At 47.6% G+C, this 19,462-nt stretch carries 17 protein-coding genes and 1 pseudogene; 10 read left to right on the forward strand and 8 right to left on the reverse strand.

All coding sequences use genetic code 11. The features are described from left to right. Positions 1 to 6: 6 nt before the first annotated feature. Positions 7 to 1,896, reverse strand: a complete 1,890-nt coding sequence (gene chuA / locus A7098_RS18185) for a TonB-dependent heme/hemoglobin receptor ChuA/ShuA (RefSeq protein ID WP_309245662.1) — start codon at positions 1,894 to 1,896, stop codon at positions 7 to 9. A gap of 775 nt (positions 1,897 to 2,671) precedes the next feature. Between chuA and shuT the strand changes: the two genes are divergently transcribed. Genes shuT through A7098_RS18215 form a run of 6 tightly spaced genes read left to right on the forward strand, consistent with a single transcriptional unit; the run spans position 2,672 to position 7,893 of the window. After that, a complete protein-coding gene (gene shuT, locus A7098_RS18190) occupies positions 2,672 to 3,595 on the forward strand; it encodes a heme ABC transporter substrate-binding protein ShuT (RefSeq protein ID WP_105281231.1) in 924 nt (307 codons plus the stop codon). Positions 3,596 to 3,614: 19 nt separating this feature from the next. Beyond that, positions 3,615 to 4,952 carry a heme anaerobic degradation radical SAM methyltransferase ChuW/HutW gene (gene hutW / locus A7098_RS18195; RefSeq protein WP_032226720.1) on the forward strand — a complete coding sequence of 446 codons (1,338 nt, stop codon included), beginning with the start codon at positions 3,615 to 3,617 and terminating at the stop codon, positions 4,950 to 4,952. 12 nt (positions 4,953 to 4,964) lie between these two features. Beyond that, complete coding sequence (hutX, locus tag A7098_RS18200; protein ID WP_000020032.1) at positions 4,965 to 5,459, forward strand: heme utilization cystosolic carrier protein HutX; 495 nt, start codon at positions 4,965 to 4,967, stop codon at positions 5,457 to 5,459. Beyond that, complete coding sequence (gene chuY / locus A7098_RS18205) at positions 5,459 to 6,082, forward strand: anaerobilin reductase (RefSeq protein ID WP_105281224.1); 624 nt, start codon at positions 5,459 to 5,461, stop codon at positions 6,080 to 6,082. Before hutX ends, chuY begins: the two co-directional genes overlap by 1 nt. A gap of 51 nt (positions 6,083 to 6,133) precedes the next feature. Then, on the forward strand, positions 6,134 to 7,126 hold the full coding sequence (shuU, locus tag A7098_RS18210; RefSeq protein WP_206748916.1) for a heme ABC transporter permease ShuU/ChuU: 993 nt from the start codon (positions 6,134 to 6,136) through the stop codon (positions 7,124 to 7,126). Beyond that, complete coding sequence (locus A7098_RS18215) at positions 7,123 to 7,893, forward strand: heme ABC transporter ATP-binding protein (protein WP_000622313.1); 771 nt, start codon at positions 7,123 to 7,125, stop codon at positions 7,891 to 7,893. The genes shuU and A7098_RS18215 overlap by 4 nt, the downstream gene beginning before the upstream one ends. 52 nt (positions 7,894 to 7,945) lie before the next feature. Here the strand turns inward: A7098_RS18215 and A7098_RS18220 are convergent, their stop codons facing one another. From A7098_RS18220 to hdeA, 3 genes are all read right to left on the reverse strand, one after another. Further along, the gene (locus tag A7098_RS18220; protein ID WP_024165148.1) at positions 7,946 to 8,593 is read right to left on the reverse strand and encodes an MgtC/SapB family protein; all 648 of its coding nucleotides are present in this window, start codon (positions 8,591 to 8,593) and stop codon (positions 7,946 to 7,948) included. Between the two features lie 63 nt (positions 8,594 to 8,656). Next, a complete protein-coding gene (hdeB, locus tag A7098_RS18225; protein ID WP_105281226.1) occupies positions 8,657 to 8,983 on the reverse strand; it encodes an acid-activated periplasmic chaperone HdeB in 327 nt (108 codons plus the stop codon). A gap of 116 nt (positions 8,984 to 9,099) precedes the next feature. Further along, positions 9,100 to 9,432 carry an acid-activated periplasmic chaperone HdeA gene (gene hdeA / locus A7098_RS18230; protein ID WP_000756548.1) on the reverse strand — a complete coding sequence of 111 codons (333 nt, stop codon included), beginning with the start codon at positions 9,430 to 9,432 and terminating at the stop codon, positions 9,100 to 9,102. Between the two features lie 254 nt (positions 9,433 to 9,686). Between hdeA and hdeD the strand changes: the two genes are divergently transcribed. Both hdeD and gadE read left to right on the forward strand, forming a co-directional pair. Next, positions 9,687 to 10,256: an acid-resistance protein HdeD gene (hdeD, locus tag A7098_RS18235; RefSeq protein WP_000965661.1), complete on the forward strand. Its 570-nt coding sequence runs from the start codon at positions 9,687 to 9,689 to the stop codon at positions 10,254 to 10,256. Between the two features lie 732 nt (positions 10,257 to 10,988). Further along, positions 10,989 to 11,516 (forward strand): acid resistance transcriptional activator GadE, encoded by a 528-nt coding sequence (gene gadE / locus A7098_RS18240; RefSeq protein ID WP_000576683.1) that lies wholly within the window; start codon positions 10,989 to 10,991, stop codon positions 11,514 to 11,516. A gap of 37 nt (positions 11,517 to 11,553) precedes the next feature. Here gadE and A7098_RS24405 read toward each other — a convergent pair. Next, positions 11,554 to 11,820, reverse strand: a pseudogene (locus tag A7098_RS24405) (hypothetical protein). Positions 11,821 to 11,927: 107 nt separating this feature from the next. Between A7098_RS24405 and mdtE the strand changes: the two are divergent. Together mdtE and mdtF are read left to right on the forward strand one after the other, a co-directional pair. After that, positions 11,928 to 13,037, forward strand: coding sequence for a multidrug transporter subunit MdtE (gene mdtE, locus A7098_RS18250; protein WP_309245663.1), 1,110 nt, complete (start codon positions 11,928 to 11,930; stop codon positions 13,035 to 13,037). Positions 13,038 to 13,061: 24 nt separating this feature from the next. Further along, positions 13,062 to 16,175 (forward strand): multidrug efflux pump RND permease MdtF, encoded by a 3,114-nt coding sequence (mdtF, locus tag A7098_RS18255; protein ID WP_032226730.1) that lies wholly within the window; start codon positions 13,062 to 13,064, stop codon positions 16,173 to 16,175. Between the two features lie 364 nt (positions 16,176 to 16,539). On the opposite strand, the gene gadW is transcribed toward mdtF, so the two are convergent. The 3 genes from gadW to A7098_RS18275 all read right to left on the reverse strand — a co-directional run. Next, entirely contained in the window at positions 16,540 to 17,268 is a 729-nt protein-coding gene (gadW, locus tag A7098_RS18265) for an acid resistance transcriptional activator GadW (protein ID WP_000951545.1), read from the reverse strand. A gap of 382 nt (positions 17,269 to 17,650) precedes the next feature. Beyond that, complete coding sequence (gene gadX / locus A7098_RS18270) at positions 17,651 to 18,451, reverse strand: DNA-binding transcriptional regulator GadX (RefSeq protein WP_105281229.1); 801 nt, start codon at positions 18,449 to 18,451, stop codon at positions 17,651 to 17,653. Between the two features lie 368 nt (positions 18,452 to 18,819). Next, the coding region (locus tag A7098_RS18275; protein ID WP_301005546.1) for a pyridoxal-dependent decarboxylase at positions 18,820 to 19,462 on the reverse strand (643 nt) is incomplete at its 5' end.

Consider the following 19,462-nt stretch of genomic DNA (forward strand, 5'->3'; position numbering starts at 1 on the left):
AGATGATTACCATTGATAACTCACGAAAATTTTTCCGTTACGACCATCCTGCGGGATACCCTGCGGCGACCAGTACTCTTTATCGAAGGCGTTGCCCAGTACCAGAGTGGTGGTCATGCCTTTGAGCGCCTGCTGTCCTTGATAGCTAACGTAGAAATCATTCACGCCGTAGCCCGGTTGTTTACTGTAACTGCTGCTGACATGTGTTGAGCGATCGGCAAACGTACCGACCCAACCGACAGAGAAGCCACTATGGGCAATGGGAATATTCAGGGTGCTGGTAACAGTATCCGGGTTAATGCTGGAGATATATTCACCGCTATCGGTGTCTTTGCCACGGGTACGGTTATAGGCCACATCAAGGCTAAACAGATCAGTGGTATATTTCGTCATCACGTCCCAGCCCCAGATTTTGGCGTTCGGGACGTTATACGACATGGTCGTCGCCGCCGCGAAATTGACGGTCGTGGAGATGTAATCCTTCGCTTTGGTATCAAAGTAGCTGGCTTTAAATTCCAGGGCATCATTGGACAACATCAGGTCATCAAAACGCAGCCCAAAGCCGTACTCCTGAGTTTCGTTGGTTTCCGGACGCAAATTCGGGTTCGGCACCCAATAGTTGGTATAGAAGCGACCAATCGAGAAGTGCTTAGAATCGTTATACATTTCACCCATCGTCGGGGCGCGGAATGCCTGCGCATACGAGCCAAATAACATCAGCCAGTTGGTCGGGTTGATAGTCATCCCCGCACGAGATGACCATTTGTCGGCATCCACATCTTTGTAGCCGTCGCTGCTACCGCGATAACTGTCATAGCGGGTTCCGCCAAGCAGGGTAATCGGCAGATCGCGTAAGGTTATCTCATCTTGCAGCCAACCGGAGCTGAAATCGATTTTCGCTTGCGGGAACCCCGTCGTCGCACCGCCAGGATGCTGTTCCTGACGATAATACTCACCGCCATATGTCAGCAGGTGAGAGGCAAAACTATCGGCAAACAGAGTGGAACGGTTCTCCAGTTTGGCACCTTTTGTCGTCTGTTCACGATACTCGCCGGAACTCTCCGTGTTCTGCGCATTAATACGGACTTCCGACCAGTAAACTTTTGCATCGGCATTTAACCAGTCGTTGCCCAACGGAGCGAGTTTATAAGCAAGCTGCGCATCACGTTGAATCGTTGAGCGATCAACCATCGGGTTGCTGCTATCAGAAGCCTCAACGGTCTGCGGATTTTTTGGTTCACGCGCGTCGTTATTGTAATAACGCACTAACCCGCTCAGAGCCTGGGCAGAATCAATTTTCCAGGTTCCTTTCGCCAGCATGTTGTTGATAGCCTCGTCATTCGGCGCGGTTTCACCATTGCTCTGGCGTAAATCACCACGATCGCGGCTGGACCAGGCCACAATACCATCCAGATTTTCAGTTCGCCCAAACGCGCTCGCGCCTAATCCCAGGCTATGGTCTCCCGTGCCGCCAGTGCCAAAGACACGAAAACCACTGCTTTGCCCTTCCTGCAATAAATCTTTTGCATCGACCGTATCGTAGGAGATAACCCCTCCCAGCGCGCCACTGCCATACAGTAATGCCGAAGGACCACGGACAATCTCAACGCGTTTGATCAGCGCCGGATCGAGGAAAGTACCATTCAGGTGTCCAGTATCGGTTCCCTGACGAACACCATCGACAAGGATCAACACACCGCGATGGTCATAACCACGCATATTCACATCCTGACCATTCGTGCGTCCCGTACCATCAAGAGTAATCCCAGGAACATGGCGCAGCAGATCGGTGGCAGAAGTGGCCGTTTGGTTTTCAGGGACGGAAGTGTCGATAACGCTGACCATCATTGGCGCTTCGAAGGAACTTCGGGCATTCCCCGTTGCAGTAACAGTCATGGTTTCAGTAGCAAAAGCAATCGTCGGCAAGCTGGCGGAAACAGCCAAAGCCAACAAACTCAAGCGCAACGAGGTAAATTGCGGACGTGACATAGCGATTCTCCATGAGGAAAATAAAAAATGCTGGCTGCCTGGGTAAAAACCGGGGTGGCTGGCGAAAATAAATTTATTTACGATTCAAGGTGATAGTATTAGCCAGGTGAGTTAATTGGCGTTTATATCCCGTGAAATTACCTGATATTTCTGACAATTGCGCAAATACAAGCCCTCTTATCAGGCCGGGTGGTACACCACGTCTGAAGTGAAGAGTGCCGTGCGTTATCCCTCACGAAAGTTATAATTTCATTATCCATATGATCATATTTTGTTAAATACCAACTTGATAATGAGAATTATTATCGATCATTTTTTTATGATCAAGCTTTTTTTAACCGCTATTAACACACTAAACAGGGGGTTAAAGAATCTGTTTATCTCTCATCAACCGCAGCGTCCTTGTCACAATTCGTCCCACCGTGCCGTAACAAATCTTTGTCGTTAACTGCAATAATTTTTCTATTTTTTTGCCCTACAACCCGCGACATTGCTGGAGTTTCACCTTTTTCTCGCCCCGAAATTCAGCCGTTGCAAAGAACGTTAGCTGACGAATCATCTTGATAAAAATCAAAAATAAATACGCTTGTAACGCCTTGCGTATTGAATCGGTGGTGGAATTTCATATATAACTCAAATGATAATCATTATCATTCTCAATTTGATAAGAGTTCTCAATATGATGCCAAGGATCACCACCAGGCCGTATCTTTGTTCCCCACTAACGTTATGCATTTCAGCCGTGGCCTCTGCCGCGAAGACCACGGTAAAACGAAGTTCCATGAAAAAACTGTTTATGGCAGTACTGGCTCTTAGCTGGGCTTTTAGCGCAACGGCGACCGAACGTATCGTGGTTGCTGGAGGGTCACTGACGGAACTGATCTACGCGATGGGTGCTGGTAACCGCATGGTTGGTGTCGATGAAACAACATCTTATCCACCAGAAACCGCCAAACTGCCGCATATTGGTTACTGGAAACAACTAAGCAGCGAAGGCATTTTGTCACTTCGCCCGAATAGCGTAATTACCTGGCAGGATGCCGGGCCACAAATTGTGCTCGACCAACTACGGGCGCAGAAAGTCAACGTCGTCACCCTGCCGCGAGTGCCTGCCACCCTTGAGCAGATGTACGCCAACATTCGTCAACTGGCAAAAACGCTACAGGTTCCTGAACAAGGCGACGCGCTGGTGACACAGATCAACCAACGCCTGGAGCGAGTACAGCAAAACGTGGCGGCCAAAAAAGCCCCGGTTAAAGCGATGTTTATTCTCTCCGCAGGCGGCAGTGCGCCACAGGTTGCCGGTAAAGGCAGCGTCGCAGACGCCATTCTTTCGCTTGCCGGTGCAGAAAACGTCGCTACCCACCAGCAGTACAAAAGCTACAGCGCGGAATCGCTGATTGCGGCTAACCCTGAAGTGATTGTCGTCACCTCACAAATGGTCGATGGCGATATTAATCGGCTGCGTTCTATTGCCGGAATTACCCACACCGCCGCATGGAAAAACCAGCGCATTATCACCGTTGATCAAAACCTGATTCTGGGAATGGGCCCGCGTATTGCTGATGTCGTTGAGTCTTTACACCAGCAGCTTTGGCCGCAATAAACGGATTTAAATCAGACGTATGAACATGAAAAACACCCTGGATCTCACGCCACATTTTGCTTTAGACGGAGACCAGCCATTTAAAGACAGGCGCGCCATGATGCCATTTCGTGGAGCCATTCCGGTCGCCAAAGAACAACTGGCACAAACCTGGCAAGAGATGATCGGTCAAACGACTTCACCTCGTAAGCGACTGGTTTATCTGCATATTCCTTTTTGCGCGACACACTGCACGTTTTGTGGTTTTTATCAAAATCGTTTTAACGAAGATGCGTGCGCTCATTATACCGATGCCCTGATTCGAGAAATCGAGCTGGAGGCGGACAGTGTATTGCATCAGTCCGCGCCCATCCACGCAGTCTATTTCGGTGGCGGCACGCCTTCTGCGCTCTCTGCGCGCGATTTGTCCAGAATCATCACCACACTACGAGAGAAATTACCGCTGGCACCCGATTGTGAAATCACCATTGAAGGCCGGGTACTGAATTTTGACGCTGACCGAATCGACGCTTGCCTTGACGCAGGAGCAAATCGCTTTTCTATTGGTATTCAGTCATTTAACAGCAATATCCGCAAGAAAATGGCACGCACCTCTGATGGTCCGACCGCCATTGCGTTTATGGAAAGCCTGGTCAAACGCGACCGTGCTGCGGTGGTGTGCGATCTGTTATTCGGCCTGCCAGGTCAGGATGCGCAAACCTGGGGAGAAGATCTGACTATTGCCCGCGATATCGGTCTCGATGGCGTTGATCTCTATGCGCTCAATGTCCTGCCCAACACGCCGCTGGGCAAAGCCGTGGAAAATGGGCGCACTACCGTGCCCTCTCCGGCAGAACGTCGCGATCTCTATCTGCAAGGGTGTGACTTCATGGACGATGCCGGCTGGCGCTGCATCAGTAACAGCCACTGGGGTCGTACTACACGCGAACGTAATCTCTATAACCTGCTGATTAAACAGGGTGCCGATTGTCTGGCCTTTGGTTCTGGCGCAGGCGGTTCGATTAATGGTTACTCTTGGATGAACGAACGCAACCTTCAGACCTGGCATGAATCCGTCGCGGCAGGCAAAAAACCGCTGATGATGATCATGCGTAACGCCGAACGTAACGCGCAGTGGCGTCATACCTTGCAGTCGGGCATTGAAACGGCGCGTGTATCACTGGACGAACTTACGCCACATGCCGAAAAACTCGCGCCGTTACTGGCTCAGTGGCACCAAAAAGGCTTAAGCCGCGATGCTTCAACTTGCCTGCGGCTGACTAATGAAGGTCGTTTCTGGGCAAGCAATATTTTGCAGTCTCTTAATGAACTGATTCAGGTACTTAATGCGCCAGCGATTGTGCGTGGAAAACCATAACAGGAGTGATTTATGAGCCATGTCTCGTTACAGGAATTTTTGAAAACGGAGCCAGACGGTACGCTGGAAGCGATCGCCGAACAATACAACACCACACTGCTGGAGGTAGTGAAAAATCTGCCCTCTCCGACGGTCGTGTCAGGCGATAAATTCGATACTGTCTGGGATACCGTCTGCGAATGGGGCAACGTCACCACGCTGGTGCATACTGCCGATGTGATCCTCGAATTTAGCGGCGAACTGCCTTCGGGTTTCCATCGTCACGGCTATTTCAACCTACGCGGAAAGCACGGCATGTCCGGGCACATCAAAGCAGAAAACTGCACACATATTGCCTTGATCGAACGTAAATTCATGGGCATGGACACCGCCTCTATTCTCTTTTTCAATAAGGAAGGCAGCGCCATGCTGAAAATCTTCCTCGGCAGGGATGACCATCGTCAGCTCCTGAGCGAACAAGTCAGCGCCTTCCATGCTCTGGCGGCATCTCTGAAGGAACATGCCTGATGACGCCGTGGCTACTCTTTGGCGCAGGCGGAAAGGGAGTTGGAGCCAGAACGCTTGCACTGGCGCTGGCGGAACAACGTCCGGTCGTTGCTGTCGTTCGTCATGCCGATGCAGCCAAGAAACTGGCACAACAAGGTGTGCAGGTTTTTACAGGCGATGCCTGTGATGCCAGCGTGGTCGCAGCGGCCTGCCGCGCGGCTGGCCCGGATGCGCTTGTCATCTCAACAATGGGTGGCGCACAGGATTATCTGGCGCACAGAACAGTGATTGATGAGGCCGAAAAAGCCGGTATCAAGCGCATGATTCTGGTGACCTCTTTGGGATGCGGAGATAGCTGGCCGTTTTTATCAGATCGCGCCAAAGCCGCGTTTGGTCAGGCGGTACGGGAAAAAACGCTGGCGGAAAGCTGGCTGCAAACCAGCCAACTTGACTACGCCATTCTCCGTCCAGGCGGTCTGCTTGATGGCGCAGCAACGGGCAAAGCGTTACGGATACAAAATCAGGAATGTCATGGTTTTGTCCGCCGTGCCGATGTCGCTACACATATTGCTGAACTGGCCAGTCAGCCGACACTCAACAAGCAGATCTACAGTCTGATTGAACCAGATCTGAAACCGGCGTAATCCCCTCCCGGCGCGGAATATCCGCGCCGTAATGTCGTAATGGAGTTTTGCGTGCTCAAGGATTCATTGTCTTCCGCCAGTGTCTTTATGGGGCTATCACTCTTATTGCTTGCCCTGGTGCTGTTCGGCGCCAGTCAGGGAGCGTTAAAGATCAGTTTTGATGCCCTTTTTGATGAGGAATACCTCGATATCTGGCTGAATATTCGCCTGCCTCGCGTTTTACTGGCAGTGCTGGTAGGCGCAGCGTTGGCAACCGCCGGGGTGATTATGCAGGGGCTTTTTCGCAACCCCATGGCTGACCCTGGATTACTCGGCGTCAGTAGCGGTTCGGCATTAATGGTTGGCGTTGCTATTGTGCTGCCCTTTTCCTTCCCGGTGATGCTGGTGCTCTATGAGCAAATGGTATTTGCCATCGCCGGTAGTTTAGTGGTCTGCACCATCATTTTTCTCATCACGCAGCGCCATCGCGATGGCAGCATGATGCAATTGTTACTGGCCGGGATCGCCATCAACGCCCTGTGCGGTGCGGCGATTGGCGTACTGAGCTATATCGGCGATGAACAGCAGCTACGACAACTCACACTGTGGATGATGGGCAATCTTGGACAGGCGCAATGGCCGACGTTATTGGTCGCCAGTTCATTCATTCTGCCAGCCATTATCGCGACAACCTGTCTCGCCGGAACGCTAAATTTGCTGCAACTTGGTGATGAAGAAGCCCACTACCTCGGCGTGAACGTTAAACGTAAACGCCAGCAATTACTGTTGATTAGCTCACTGCTTGTTGGCGCTGCCGTATCGGTAAGTGGCATTATCGGTTTTATAGGCCTGGTGATCCCACATCTGATTCGCATGACGACCGGGGCAAATCACCGCTGGTTAATCCCTTGTTCCGCCCTCGCCGGCGCCTGTTTATTGCTGATGGCAGACACACTTGCCCGCACGCTAGTACAGCCAGCAGAAATGCCCGTGGGATTATTAACCAGCCTGCTTGGCGGCCCTTATTTTATGTGGTTGATTCTGCGCAACCGGAGGATCACATGATCAGCGCCCAGAACCTGGTTTATAGCCTTCAGGGACGGCGTCTGACTGACAATGTCTCGCTGACTTTTCCCGGCGGAGAAATTGTTGCCATTCTCGGCCCTAATGGCGCGGGAAAATCCACGTTGCTTCGCCAGCTAACCGGCTATCTTCAACCAGATAGCGGCGAATGCCGGTTGTTTAATAAGCCATTAAATGAATGGTCAATCACCGAACTAGCGAAACACCGGGCCGTGATGCGTCAAAATAGCCACATGGCGTTTCCATTCAGCGTAAAGGAAGTGATCCAGATGGGGCGGCATCCACATCGTACCGGCAATCAGAGCGGTGAAACGGTGCAGATTATGGCGTTATGCGACTGTCAGGCACTCGCTAACCGCGACTACCGGCAATTATCCGGCGGTGAACAACAGCGTGTGCAATTGGCTCGCCTGCTGGTGCAACTCTGGGAACCAGTTCCCTCACCGAAATGGTTATTTCTTGATGAACCAACGTCGGCGCTGGATATTCACCATCAACAACATCTGTTTCGTTTATTACGCCAGTTGGTTCGCGAACGGCAATTTAACGTCTGCTGCGTATTGCACGATCTTAATCTTGCAGCCCGTTATGCTGACCGTGTTGTTTTGATGCAAAAAGGAAAGGTTGTTGCAAATGGCAAACCGCAGGACGTATTGACACAGCAGGCGCTGACAATGCTCTATGGCGCGGATATTACCGTGCTAAAAGATCCGGCTAACCATTCACCACTGATCGTCCTCGATCATTAAAACCAACAGGAGTACCGCTCTGGTACTCCTGCCGAATAAATAACGATACAGATTAGCTAATTGAAACGCCTTTCACCCCTGCCATGCCTTTTAATAATCGCAACAGCTCTTCTATCGATGTCGTGGCATGAAGCTGGATATCAATGGAAACCACTTCATGATCTTCATTTTCCTGCAACGAAACTAAATCTGTTTTTATTTTTTGCTGCTTAAACCAGTCGAGCATTGATACCGTATTACCGTTCACTAACGTCAGCTGTAAATGGTAATTTTTGTTCATCAGGCGGAAGGTTAATTGATGGAAGACTTCCAGCACCAGCAAGGTCATCACGGAACCGTAAATCCCCAGTTCATACATGCCGCTACCAATCACCATACCGATGGCTGCCGTTACCCAAATATCCGCAGCGGTAGTTAAACCGACAATATTTTGATTGCGAACGAGGATGTTCCCCGCACCGATAAATCCGACGCCAGTGACGACCTGAGCGGCAATACGGCTGGGATCAAGACCGACATGATCCAAGGCCAGCACATCAGCAAAACCATATTTCGACACAATCATGAACAGCGCGCTGCCCATACCAATCAAGACATGTGTGCGTAACCCGGCTCCTTTGCCGCGCATTTGCCTTTCCATGCCAATAGCACCACAAGCAATTGCGGTCAGGATCAAACGAATAATAAATTCGGTAGTCATATAAAAACGCAAAAAGGAGCAGCAAGATGGCTCGGCTTGCTACTCCTTTTTGCTTTATTCCTGTTAATTCGGCAGGACATTTGCCAATTTATCTTTAAAGGTATACAAATTTTTCTGCGGATTTTTCTTACAATATTCAATCACTTTAGGAATCTGAGTCAGGTCGGTTTCATTTAAGGTTACAGTATCGCCACCTTTATAAACCGTTTCTTCATGCAGCATCCACCATGCAACAGGTGTCATCGCTTTCGGATTCAGGTCAATAAATTCCTGACAAGTCATATCTTTAGCAGATTCATTAGCCGCCATCGCAGATTGCGCATTAACCAGTGACAGTGCCGCTACAGCGCCAACGAAAACAATGGCTTTACGTAGAGATGCAATATTCATTTTACAACCCATTCAATAAATAATTGATATATGAACAGGAGGATTACCTGCTTTATAAGCAAGATATTCCGGCCTGTTCAATATTTAAGGAAATACGATGTAACGCATTCCCGTAATTACATATCTTTCTTAATTTTGTCCCATTCGCCTTTAACTTTATCTTTAAAGCTGGCTTTTTTATCCTGGGTACAAGCCTGAACGATCGCAGGGGTTACGGTTGCAATACCCTGAACATCTAAAACCGCATCTTCCGGTTTGTCTTTATTATTCAGAGCCTCAGCAAAACCGACAGCAGTCGGCTGGAAGGATTCGTCTACAGCCAGGAAGTCTTCACAGGTCCAGGAGTTGACAGGTTTTTTATTGTCAGCTGCTTTTTGCGCATCGGCTGCATTGCTCACTACAGGCAGAAGAAGCAGACCACCAAGAATAACGCCTAATACTTTTTTCATCGTAATATCCTCAACTATAAAGTGAAAGAGCCGTCACGAATCAATTTCGACATTGAGGTTATAACCTGGTTTTCTGGGTATGTCATGTTGAGACAAAATATCAAAATCAGATATTTTTATTCTAATACAATAGGTTACATGGTCATCACGCACAGTAATTAGGAAATTTTTATTAAATCAACTGCATTCTCAGATGCATTTTTGGCATAGATTGATAGCAGGGGTTTTCCTTCTTAAATTTATAGGGTGGTTCTATGTTATATATAGATAAGGCAACAATTTTGAAGTTTGATCTGGATATGCTTAAGAAGCATCGTAGAGCGATCCAGTTTATTGCTGTACTGCTATTCATCGTCGGTTTACTGTGTATCAGTTTCCCGTTTGTTTCTGGTGATATTCTAAGCACGGTAGTTGGCGTATTATTAATCTGCTCTGGTATTGCACTTATTGTTGGATTATTCAGCAACCGCAGTCATAATTTCTGGCCTGTATTATCGGGGTTCCTCGTGGCTGTAGCCTATTTATTGATCGGCTATTTCTTTATCCGCGCACCGGAACTAGGGATTTTCGCCATTGCAGCGTTTATTGCGGGTCTGTTCTGCGTCGCAGGGGTTATTCGCCTGATGAGCTGGTATCGTCAGCGTTCAATGAAAGGTAGCTGGCTACAACTCGTTATTGGTGTGCTGGATATCGTCATTGCCTGGATATTCCTTGGCGCAACACCAATGGTTTCTGTGACATTGGTATCTACCCTGGTAGGGATCGAACTCATATTTAGCGCCGCCAGCCTGTTCAGTTTTGCTAGTTTGTTCGTTAAAAAATAATAACTAGCCGACGTATCTCCGCTCTATTTTTTAGCCTGCCTCATAGTTACGCACAATGATTATGAGGCAGCTAACACCTACATCACCGCATGGCTACCTTGATAAAACACGTACTATCATTGAAATAAATCGCGCACAGCGATTAAATCAACTATCTGAAATTTTTGTTTTTTTTATTTATTTCACGCCGAATTAGCCATTTCAAACATTATCATGGCTGATATTTTTCGTTGTCAGGTTTAATGTTTTAGAAGTGCTGTGAGAAAGTGAACTGAAGCTTCCATAAACATCGATGCTATGGGTAGATAAACGAATATTCCAGAGTTTATTTTTTCACTATCAATGCGCTAAAAGAAAGCTGGCAATCCAATTGCCAGCTTAAATAGAAACAAGGAGACTCAATATTTAAATCGGATTACGCTTTAACTTTAGTAATATTCTTCAGAGATCACAAATGGATTATTTATAACTTATTCTTGGGTAGAAGTCCGCAGCGTGTTAATGTTTTGTTTATTAATTACAAATCAATAACAACCAGGAATCTTACCTAGGATCAATATATGGACCAGATGATGGCTAAATCTGAAGTTTTGATTAGTGTTAATAGACGTATTAGTTCACGAAGGGCAAGGTTCTTATAGGCGTTTACTATATTGAACACCATATTCGGACATGGATGTAAATAATGAAAGGGACAACATGTTCGAAACGATAACGGCTAAGGAGCAAGTTATGATTTTTCTCATGACGAAGGATTCTTTTCTTTTACAGGGCTTTTTGCAGTTGAAAGATAATCACGAAATGATAAAAATCAATTCCCTGTCAGAGCTCAAAAGCATAGGCAACAAACCATTCAAGGTGATCATTGATACCTATCATAATCATATCCTTGATGAAGAAGCTATTAAGTTTCTTGAGAAATTAGATGCCGAAAGAATCATTGTTCTGGCACCTTATCACATCAGTAAACTGAAAAGTCAGTCGCCTATTTATTTTATCAGCCGCAAAGAAAGTATTAAAAACCTGATTGATATTACTTATGGAAAACACTTACCCCATAAGAATTCTCAATTATGTTTCTCGCATAATCAATTCAAAATTATGCAACTGATTCTGAAAAACAAAAATGAAAGTAATATCACATCAACACTGAATATTTCGCAGCAAACGTTAAAGATCCAGAAATTCAATATCATGTACAAGCTGAAACTGAGACGTATGAGCGACATCGTGACTCTGGGAATTTCTTCTTATTTTTAATAAGGAGCCGATGTGACCCAGCGATAATTGTCTGAAATTAATGGCTGGCATGACGAGGGATGCAAATGCTGACTCCATTACTCCCGGTGATAACCCAAGGAGAAGCGAAAACGAACTTATTCCCCTGGTTTATGTATCCACCAGTAGAAACCTTCGTTGCCCGGATGCAGACAGAGACTGTCGGCAGAACGGCAACATTTTTTTTGCCATTAACGTCACAATATTGGTCACTCTGCCTACATGCTTCCTCGCTGGCTTACAACCTCATGACTTGCATTATGCCGCTGGTCTGTAAATCCCTCATACCTCACCCCACGCGTAATTCAAAGAACCGTTATTTCTCACGAGTTTTCAGGGACTAAAATGAACAGAAAAAGAATACTGTTAATACCGTTGTTATTCTGCGGCGCGATACTCACCGCCTGCGATGACAAATCGACGGAAAATGCCGCCGCCATGACACCTGAAGTGAGTGTGGTGACACTCTCTCCCGGTTCGGTCAATGTGATGAGCGAACTGCCCGGCAGAACAGTTCCTTATGAAGTTGCTGAGATACGTCCCCAGGTGGGCGGCATTATCATTAAACGCAACTTTATCGAAGGCGATAAAGTTAACCAGGGCGACTCGCTGTATCAGATTGACCCCGCGCCCTTACAGGCAGAGCTGAACTCCGCCAAAGGTTCGCTGGCGAAAGCTCTCTCCACCGCCAGCAATGCCCGCATCACCTTTAACCGCCAGGCATCGTTGCTGAAGACCAACTACGTTAGCCGTCAGGATTACGACACCGCGCGCACCCAACTGAATGAGGCAGAAGCCAATGTCACCGTCGCCAAAGCGGCTGTTGAGCAGGCGACGATCAATCTGCAATACGCGAATGTCACCTCGCCGATTACGGGCGTCAGCGGAAAATCGTCGGTAACCGTCGGCGCATTAGTTACTGCTAATCAAGCTGATTCCCTGGTCACTGTGCAGCGTCTGGATCCGATTTATGTCGATCTCACGCAGTCGGTGCAGGATTTTTTGCGCATGAAAGAAGAGGTCGCCAGTGGGCAGATCAAGCAGGTTCAGGGCAGTACGCCTGTGCAGCTTAATCTGGAAAATGGCAAACGTTACAGCCAGACCGGCACGCTGAAATTTTCCGACCCGACAGTAGATGAAACCACGGGTTCCGTCACGTTGCGCGCGATCTTCCCCAATCCAAATGGTGACTTACTGCCAGGCATGTACGTCACAGCGTTAGTGGATGAAGGTAGTCGCCAGAATGTGTTACTGGTGCCGCAGGAAGGCGTTACTCACAACGCTCAGGGTAAAGCGACGGCACTCATTCTGGATAAAGACGATGTCGTGCAGTTACGCGAAATTAACGCTACCAAAGCTATCGGAAATCAGTGGGTTGTTACCTCTGGTTTGCAAGCTGGCGATCGGGTGATCGTTTCCGGTTTGCAACGCATACATCCGGGTATCAAAGCACGCGCAATTTCCTCCAGCCAGGAAAACGCCAGCACCGAATCGAAACAATAACGTTGCAGGCTTAAGGGGACTTTCATGGCTAACTATTTTATTGATCGCCCGGTTTTTGCCTGGGTACTTGCCATTATTTTGATGCTCGCAGGCGGTCTGGCGATCATGAACTTACCGGTTGCGCAGTATCCGCAGATTGCGCCGCCGACCATCACCGTCAGCGCCACCTATCCGGGTGCTGATGCGCAAACAGTAGAAGACTCGGTCACTCAGGTGATTGAGCAAAATATGAATGGGCTTGATGGCCTGATGTATATGTCATCAACCAGCGATGCAGCAGGTAATGCATCCATCACCCTGACCTTTGAGACGGGAACATCGCCCGATATCGCGCAGGTTCAGGTACAAAATAAACTGCAACTCGCCATGCCATCGCTCCCCGAAGCGGTACAGCAACAAGGAATTAGCGTCAATAAATCGAGCAGCAATATCCTGATGGTGGCGGCGTTTATCTCTGATAACGGCAGCCTCAACCAGTACGACATCGCGGACTATGTGGCGTCTAATATTAAAGACCCTCTAAGCCGTACCGCAGGCGTCGGTAGCGTACAGCTCTTTGGTTCAGAGTACGCCATGCGTATCTGGCTGGATCCGCAAAAACTCAATAAATACAATCTCGTTCCTTCTGATGTTATTTCCCAAATCAAAGTACAAAACAACCAGATTTCCGGCGGTCAACTGGGGGGGATGCCACAGGCGGCAGACCAGCAACTGAACGCCTCAATCATTGTGCAGACGCGTCTACAAACGCCGGAAGAATTTGGCAAAATCCTGCTAAAAGTTCAGCAAGATGGTTCGCAAGTATTGCTGCGCGACGTTGCTCGCGTAGAGCTGGGGGCGGAAGATTATTCCACCGTGGCGCGCTATAACGGCAAACCTGCTGCCGGTATCGCCATCAAACTGGCTACCGGGGCAAACGCGCTCGATACCTCGCGGGCAGTAAAAGCAGAACTCAACCGCTTATCAGCCTATTTCCCCGCCAGCCTGAAGACGGTTTATCCTTACGACACCACACCGTTTATCCAAATTTCAATTCAGGAAGTTTTCAAAACGCTGGTTGAGGCGATCATCCTCGTCTTCCTGGTCATGTACCTGTTTTTACAAAACATTCGCGCTACGATTATCCCGACTATCGCCGTGCCGGTGGTTATTCTCGGTACGTTCGCGATTTTGTCGGCGGTCGGTTTTACCATCAACACCCTCACCATGTTCGGGATGGTGTTAGCTATAGGGCTTCTGGTAGATGACGCCATCGTGGTGGTGGAAAACGTCGAGCGCGTGATAGCGGAAGATAAACTGCCGCCGCAGGAAGCGACGCATAAATCGATGGGGCAAATCCAGCGTGCGTTGGTCGGGATTGCCGTTGTTCTGTCCGCCGTGTTTATGCCAATGGCCTTTATGAGCGGCGCGACCGGGGAAATTTATCGCCAGTTCTCCATTACGCTGATTTCATCCATGTTGCTTTCGGTGTTTGTGGCGATGAGCCTGACCCCGGCACTTTGCGCCACCATTCTGAAAGCCGCACCGGAAGGTGGTCACAAACCGAACGCCTTGTTCGAACGCTTCAACCATCTGTTTGAAAAATCGACTCAGCACTATACCGACAGCACCCGCTCACTGCTGCGTTGCACTGGTCGTTACATGGTGGTTTACCTGCTGATTTGTGCGGGGATGGCGGTGCTGTTCCTGCGTACACCGACCTCTTTCTTACCGGAAGAGGATCAGGGGGTCTTTATGACCACCGCGCAGTTACCGTCAGGTTCCACCATGGTTAACACCACGAAAGTGCTGCAACAGGTGACAGATTACTATCTGACAAAAGAGAAAAATAATGTCCAGTCGGTGTTTACCGTTGGCGGCTTTGGCTTCAGCGGTCAGGGGCAAAACAACGGTCTGGCGTTTATCAGCCTCAAGCCGTGGTCTGAACGTGTCGGCGAGGAAAACTCAGTGACCGCAATCATTCAGCGGGCAATGGTGGCTCTGAGCAGTATCAATAAAGCGATGATTTTCCCGTTCAACTTACCTGCGGTAGCGGAGCTGGGTACAGCATCAGGTTTTGATATGGAACTGCTGGACAACGGCAACCTGGGGCACGAAAAGCTGACCCAGGCGAGAAACGAGTTGTTGTCGCTGGCAGCACAATCACCCGATCAGGTAACAGCGGTTCGCCCGAACGGCCTGGAAGATACACCGATGTTCAAAGTGAACGTCAACGCCGCGAAAGCCGAAGCGATGGGCGTGGAACTGTCTGATATCAACCAGACCCTCTCTACCGCCTTCGGCAGTAGCTACATCAATGACTTCCTCAATCAGGGGCGTGTGAAAAAAGTGTATGTCCAGGCAGGAACGCCGTTCCGTATGCTGCCGGACAACATCAACCAATGGTATGTACGCAACGCCTCTGGCACGATGGCGCCGCTTTCTGCCTATTCTTCAACAGAATGGACCTACGGTTCGCCGCGACTGGAACGTTACAACGGCATTCCGTCGATGGAGATTTTAGGGGAAGCCGCTGCCGGGAAAAGTACCGGTGACGCAATGAAATTTATGGCGGATCTGGTCGCTAAACTTCCGGCGGGCGTCGGCTACTCCTGGACCGGGTTGTCATATCAGGAAGCGTTATCATCCAACCAGGCTCCCGTACTGTATGCCATTTCACTGGTCGTGGTGTTCCTCGCCCTCGCCGCGCTGTATGAAAGCTGGTCAATTCCGTTCTCGGTGATGTTAGTTGTACCGTTGGGTGTCATTGGTGCATTACTGGCAACTGACCTGCGCGGCTTAAGCAATGACGTCTACTTTCAGGTCGGATTGCTGACCACCATCGGGCTTTCCGCCAAGAACGCCATCCTGATCGTCGAATTTGCGGTTGAGATGATGCAGAAAGAAGGCAAAACACCGGTAGAAGCGATTATCGAAGCGGCGCGGATGCGTTTACGCCCAATCCTCATGACCTCTCTGGCCTTTATTCTCGGCGTACTGCCGCTGGTTATCAGTCATGGCGCAGGTTCCGGCGCACAAAACGCGGTAGGTACAGGCGTTATGGGGGGGATGTTTGCAGCAACTGTGCTGGCAATTTACTTCGTTCCCGTCTTTTTTGTCGTTGTGGAACATCTCTTTGCCCGCTTTAAAAAAGCGTAACGTATGAATGAGAGTAAGGTTGAACATGAGCGTTCAGCCTTACTCTTTCCTCGCAACCACTCACTACTCAACAACCAGCTAATCGTGAGGAATACCAGACTTAACAAACAGCAGTGAAAGTAGAAACCACTCCAGCCATTGGTCATCAATTTGAACAGCACAATACAGACCAGCATTCCCGTAATTATATGAATTGTTAGCTTAATAATCCCAAACATGCCGCGTCTTTTCCTCCTGAAAATACTAATACCCGTTTGCGAACTGCCAAAGAGAACTTGCCGTTGGTTCCGGCAGAGATAATCAGGAAAGATTTTTACATGCAGCGAGTGTGAGATCCTGACCAATACCCAAATGAGATATGCAATCAGGAGAAGGTTCCCGGCGAATGCTGTGCAAACTGATGTGGTGTGACGCCATAATATTGTCGAAATGTATTTATAAAGTACGACGTACTGCTATACCCACATTTTTCAGCAATGGTATGTAGAGGAACTTGCCGTAACTCAAGTAGTCTTCTGGCCATCGACATCCTCGAGGCGAGTAATATTTTACTGAAGCAAGTATTTTCTTCCTGCAACTTTTTTTTGATTAAGCTCTCACTGGTATACATTGTTTCTGCGATATCACGCAGATACCAACGCCTGGCTATATCAAAGCTAATAATACGTTCAACTTTCCCCGATACAGTGCTGATACTGTTAAAAAGTAAAGGGATAAGCTCTTTCTTATGAGAAAACATTGATAAGCAGGAAAGATAGAGCATATTGCTCAATATAGGAGAATTTACAGCGGATTTAGCAAAACTATCAAAAATCGCTATCACCAGAGGCATTGGCGGTTCTGGGTTAATTAATAAACGATTTTTGTTATGTAGCCCCAAATTATGTGGTGCCTGACGAATATTTTGTAAGTAATGACAAACCGTCAGCTCATCGATATCCAAACGTCGCGTATCATGTGAACAAAACGAAAAATCGTCTGCCAAATTTTTCTCCAGTAGTAGAATACTCGCTTTGTTCAACGATATTTTTTGCTGTTCATGATAAATATCAAACGAACGGCAGGCGAGGATCACCGAGCAAACATGAGCCATGACTATCCCTTATATACCATTACTGCGATTATTTCAATTTCAGTATACTGATGAAATGATGCCTGACTGTTCTTCAGGACTAAAACTGCCATATTTAGTAGGATCATACTTTACCTATTACGCAAATTTGCATAACAGTTAATTAGAAATAAGTAAATACAATAATAATATATTTTTAAAAATCGTATAGCCTATGTTTATAAAAATTTGGCTGATCTTATCTCCAGCAAACGTTATATTTAACTTACTGAGAGCACAAAAGTTTCCCGTGCCAACAGGGAGTGTTATAACGGTTTATTAGTCTGGAGACGGCAGACTATCCTCTTCCCGGTCCCCTATGCCGGGTTTTTTTTATGTTCGGGCAGACGTTGTAATCTTATTCTTACAGCCGAACTCTAAAATTTTCTTCTGTAACAAGTCTTGTCATTGAGTCGCCATTGAACTTTCCTTGTGCTATTTGTTCCTGATACTCTGTGGGTGTCATCCCATAATAATTTCGAAAAACGTAAATAAAATATGACATGCTGTTATAGCCACAGGACATTGCCACGCGTTTTATTGGAATACCAGGCATTACAACAAGTTGTAATGCACGCTGCATTCTACATGCGGTGAGCAGTTGTGAATAAGACGTATCTTCTTCACGCAATTTTTTCTTTAACAGACTCTGACTCATCAGTAACTCGTTGGCGATCTGTGATAATGTCCATTGATGAGCGATATTATTGTTGATAACTGTACAAACTCGCGTGCGCGTATTGGGATGTAATATGTTCACCAGTAGCGGTATAAACTGCTCATCCTCAAGAAAAACGGACAATAATGCAAATATTAATGCTCTTTTGCGCAATACCTCACCATAGCGGAGATTAGTTTGCTGCGAGAGTTGCATAACTTCCTGAAAAAATGGAATTTCTCTGGCACAGTGGTGAATAATTAACGAAGGTACTTTTTTATGAGCATGAAAATTTAACGCCTCCTCCTTGAGAATCTGGAGGAATAATGAAAGCGTTTCCTTCGTGACAAATACTATATTTTCTAAGGAATTAAAAACTAAAACATGATTTGCACCCGCGCAGACCAAATCACCGCCATTAAAATAGCGATATTCACCATCAGCCATGGTGAGAATATATTTATGTCTTGCGTACGCAATGAGACAAGTGCCATGTTGTGATTGCATAGTTGACTTAATATAACATAAACATATTACTGTTTATTAATGTAGCACGCATTATATCTAAGTCAAATTTACTGGCATATAAATTTAAACGAAGCGGTGAGAAAAATGATAATGAGTGGAATAAATTACGCAGAATTATGGTGTTTATAATACAAAAAATGAATAGATAAAAATGCAAGATAATGAATACCAGGCGAATAATACCTTAAGGTGATATTTCACTTATATCATTATAATTTATAAACATTCATACATTATACAACTTAATAACAATATGAATATAAACCAATATTTCCGGGTTATATTCTGGTCGAACTCTCAGCCCCGGCTTGCTAGCCGGGGCTGAGATTCCTTATAACATCCTGTTATCAGGTATGTTTAAAGCTGTTCTGCTGGGCAATACCCTGCAGTTTCGGGTGATCGCTGAGATATTTCAGGGAGGCTTTGTAGTCTTCCAGCAACAGTTCAGCGAAGTCCATTTCGAAACCACGACGGCACATAATACGCATCACCACAATGTCGGTGGCTTCACCGCCGAGGGTAAAGGCCGGAACCTGCCAGCCGCGCAGACGCAGACGTTCAGAGAGGTCATACAGGGTGTATCCCGGATCTTCGCCGTCTTTCAGTTTGAAGCAAACCGCCGGAATACCTTCGTCCGGGCGACCTGTACAGATGAACTCATACGGTCCCAGTTTAGCGATTTCATCCGCCAGGTAAGTGGCGACCTGGTAAGAGGCGTTCTGTACTTTGGTGTAGCCTTCGCGACCAAGGCGCAGGAATTCATAGTATTGCGCAATCACCTGACCGGCAGGGCGAGAGAAGTTGATGGCGAAAGTCCCGATTTGCCCGCCAAGATAGTCAACGTTGAACACCAGTTCTTTCGGCAGTGCTTCTTCATCACGCCAGATAACCCAGCCGCAGCCCAGCGGAGCCAGACCGAATTTATGGCCTGAAGCACTGATCGATTTCACGCGCGGCAGGCGGAAGTCCCAGACAATATCCGGAGCCACG

The organism is Escherichia sp. MOD1-EC7011 (genome assembly GCF_002965005.1).
Lineage (GTDB): Bacteria > Pseudomonadota > Gammaproteobacteria > Enterobacterales > Enterobacteriaceae > Escherichia > Escherichia ruysiae.

Coding starts and splice junctions, on each gene's coding strand:
- chuA (WP_309245662.1), bottom strand. CDS start 1,896: ATGACTGTTACTGCAACGGGGAATGCCCGAAGTTCCTTCGAAGCGCCA.
- shuT (WP_105281231.1), top strand. CDS start 2,672: ATGCCAAGGATCACCACCAGGCCGTATCTTTGTTCCCCACTAACGTTA.
- hutW (WP_032226720.1), top strand. CDS start 3,615: ATGAACATGAAAAACACCCTGGATCTCACGCCACATTTTGCTTTAGAC.
- hutX (WP_000020032.1), top strand. CDS start 4,965: ATGAGCCATGTCTCGTTACAGGAATTTTTGAAAACGGAGCCAGACGGT.
- chuY (WP_105281224.1), top strand. CDS start 5,459: ATGACGCCGTGGCTACTCTTTGGCGCAGGCGGAAAGGGAGTTGGAGCC.
- A7098_RS18215 (WP_000622313.1), top strand. CDS start 7,123: ATGATCAGCGCCCAGAACCTGGTTTATAGCCTTCAGGGACGGCGTCTG.
- A7098_RS18220 (WP_024165148.1), bottom strand. CDS start 8,593: ATGACTACCGAATTTATTATTCGTTTGATCCTGACCGCAATTGCTTGT.
- hdeB (WP_105281226.1), bottom strand. CDS start 8,983: ATGAATATTGCATCTCTACGTAAAGCCATTGTTTTCGTTGGCGCTGTA.
- hdeA (WP_000756548.1), bottom strand. CDS start 9,432: ATGAAAAAAGTATTAGGCGTTATTCTTGGTGGTCTGCTTCTTCTGCCT.
- hdeD (WP_000965661.1), top strand. CDS start 9,687: ATGTTATATATAGATAAGGCAACAATTTTGAAGTTTGATCTGGATATG.
- gadE (WP_000576683.1), top strand. CDS start 10,989: ATGATTTTTCTCATGACGAAGGATTCTTTTCTTTTACAGGGCTTTTTG.
- mdtF (WP_032226730.1), top strand. CDS start 13,062: ATGGCTAACTATTTTATTGATCGCCCGGTTTTTGCCTGGGTACTTGCC.
- gadW (WP_000951545.1), bottom strand. CDS start 17,268: ATGGCTCATGTTTGCTCGGTGATCCTCGCCTGCCGTTCGTTTGATATT.
- gadX (WP_105281229.1), bottom strand. CDS start 18,451: ATGCAATCACAACATGGCACTTGTCTCATTGCGTACGCAAGACATAAA.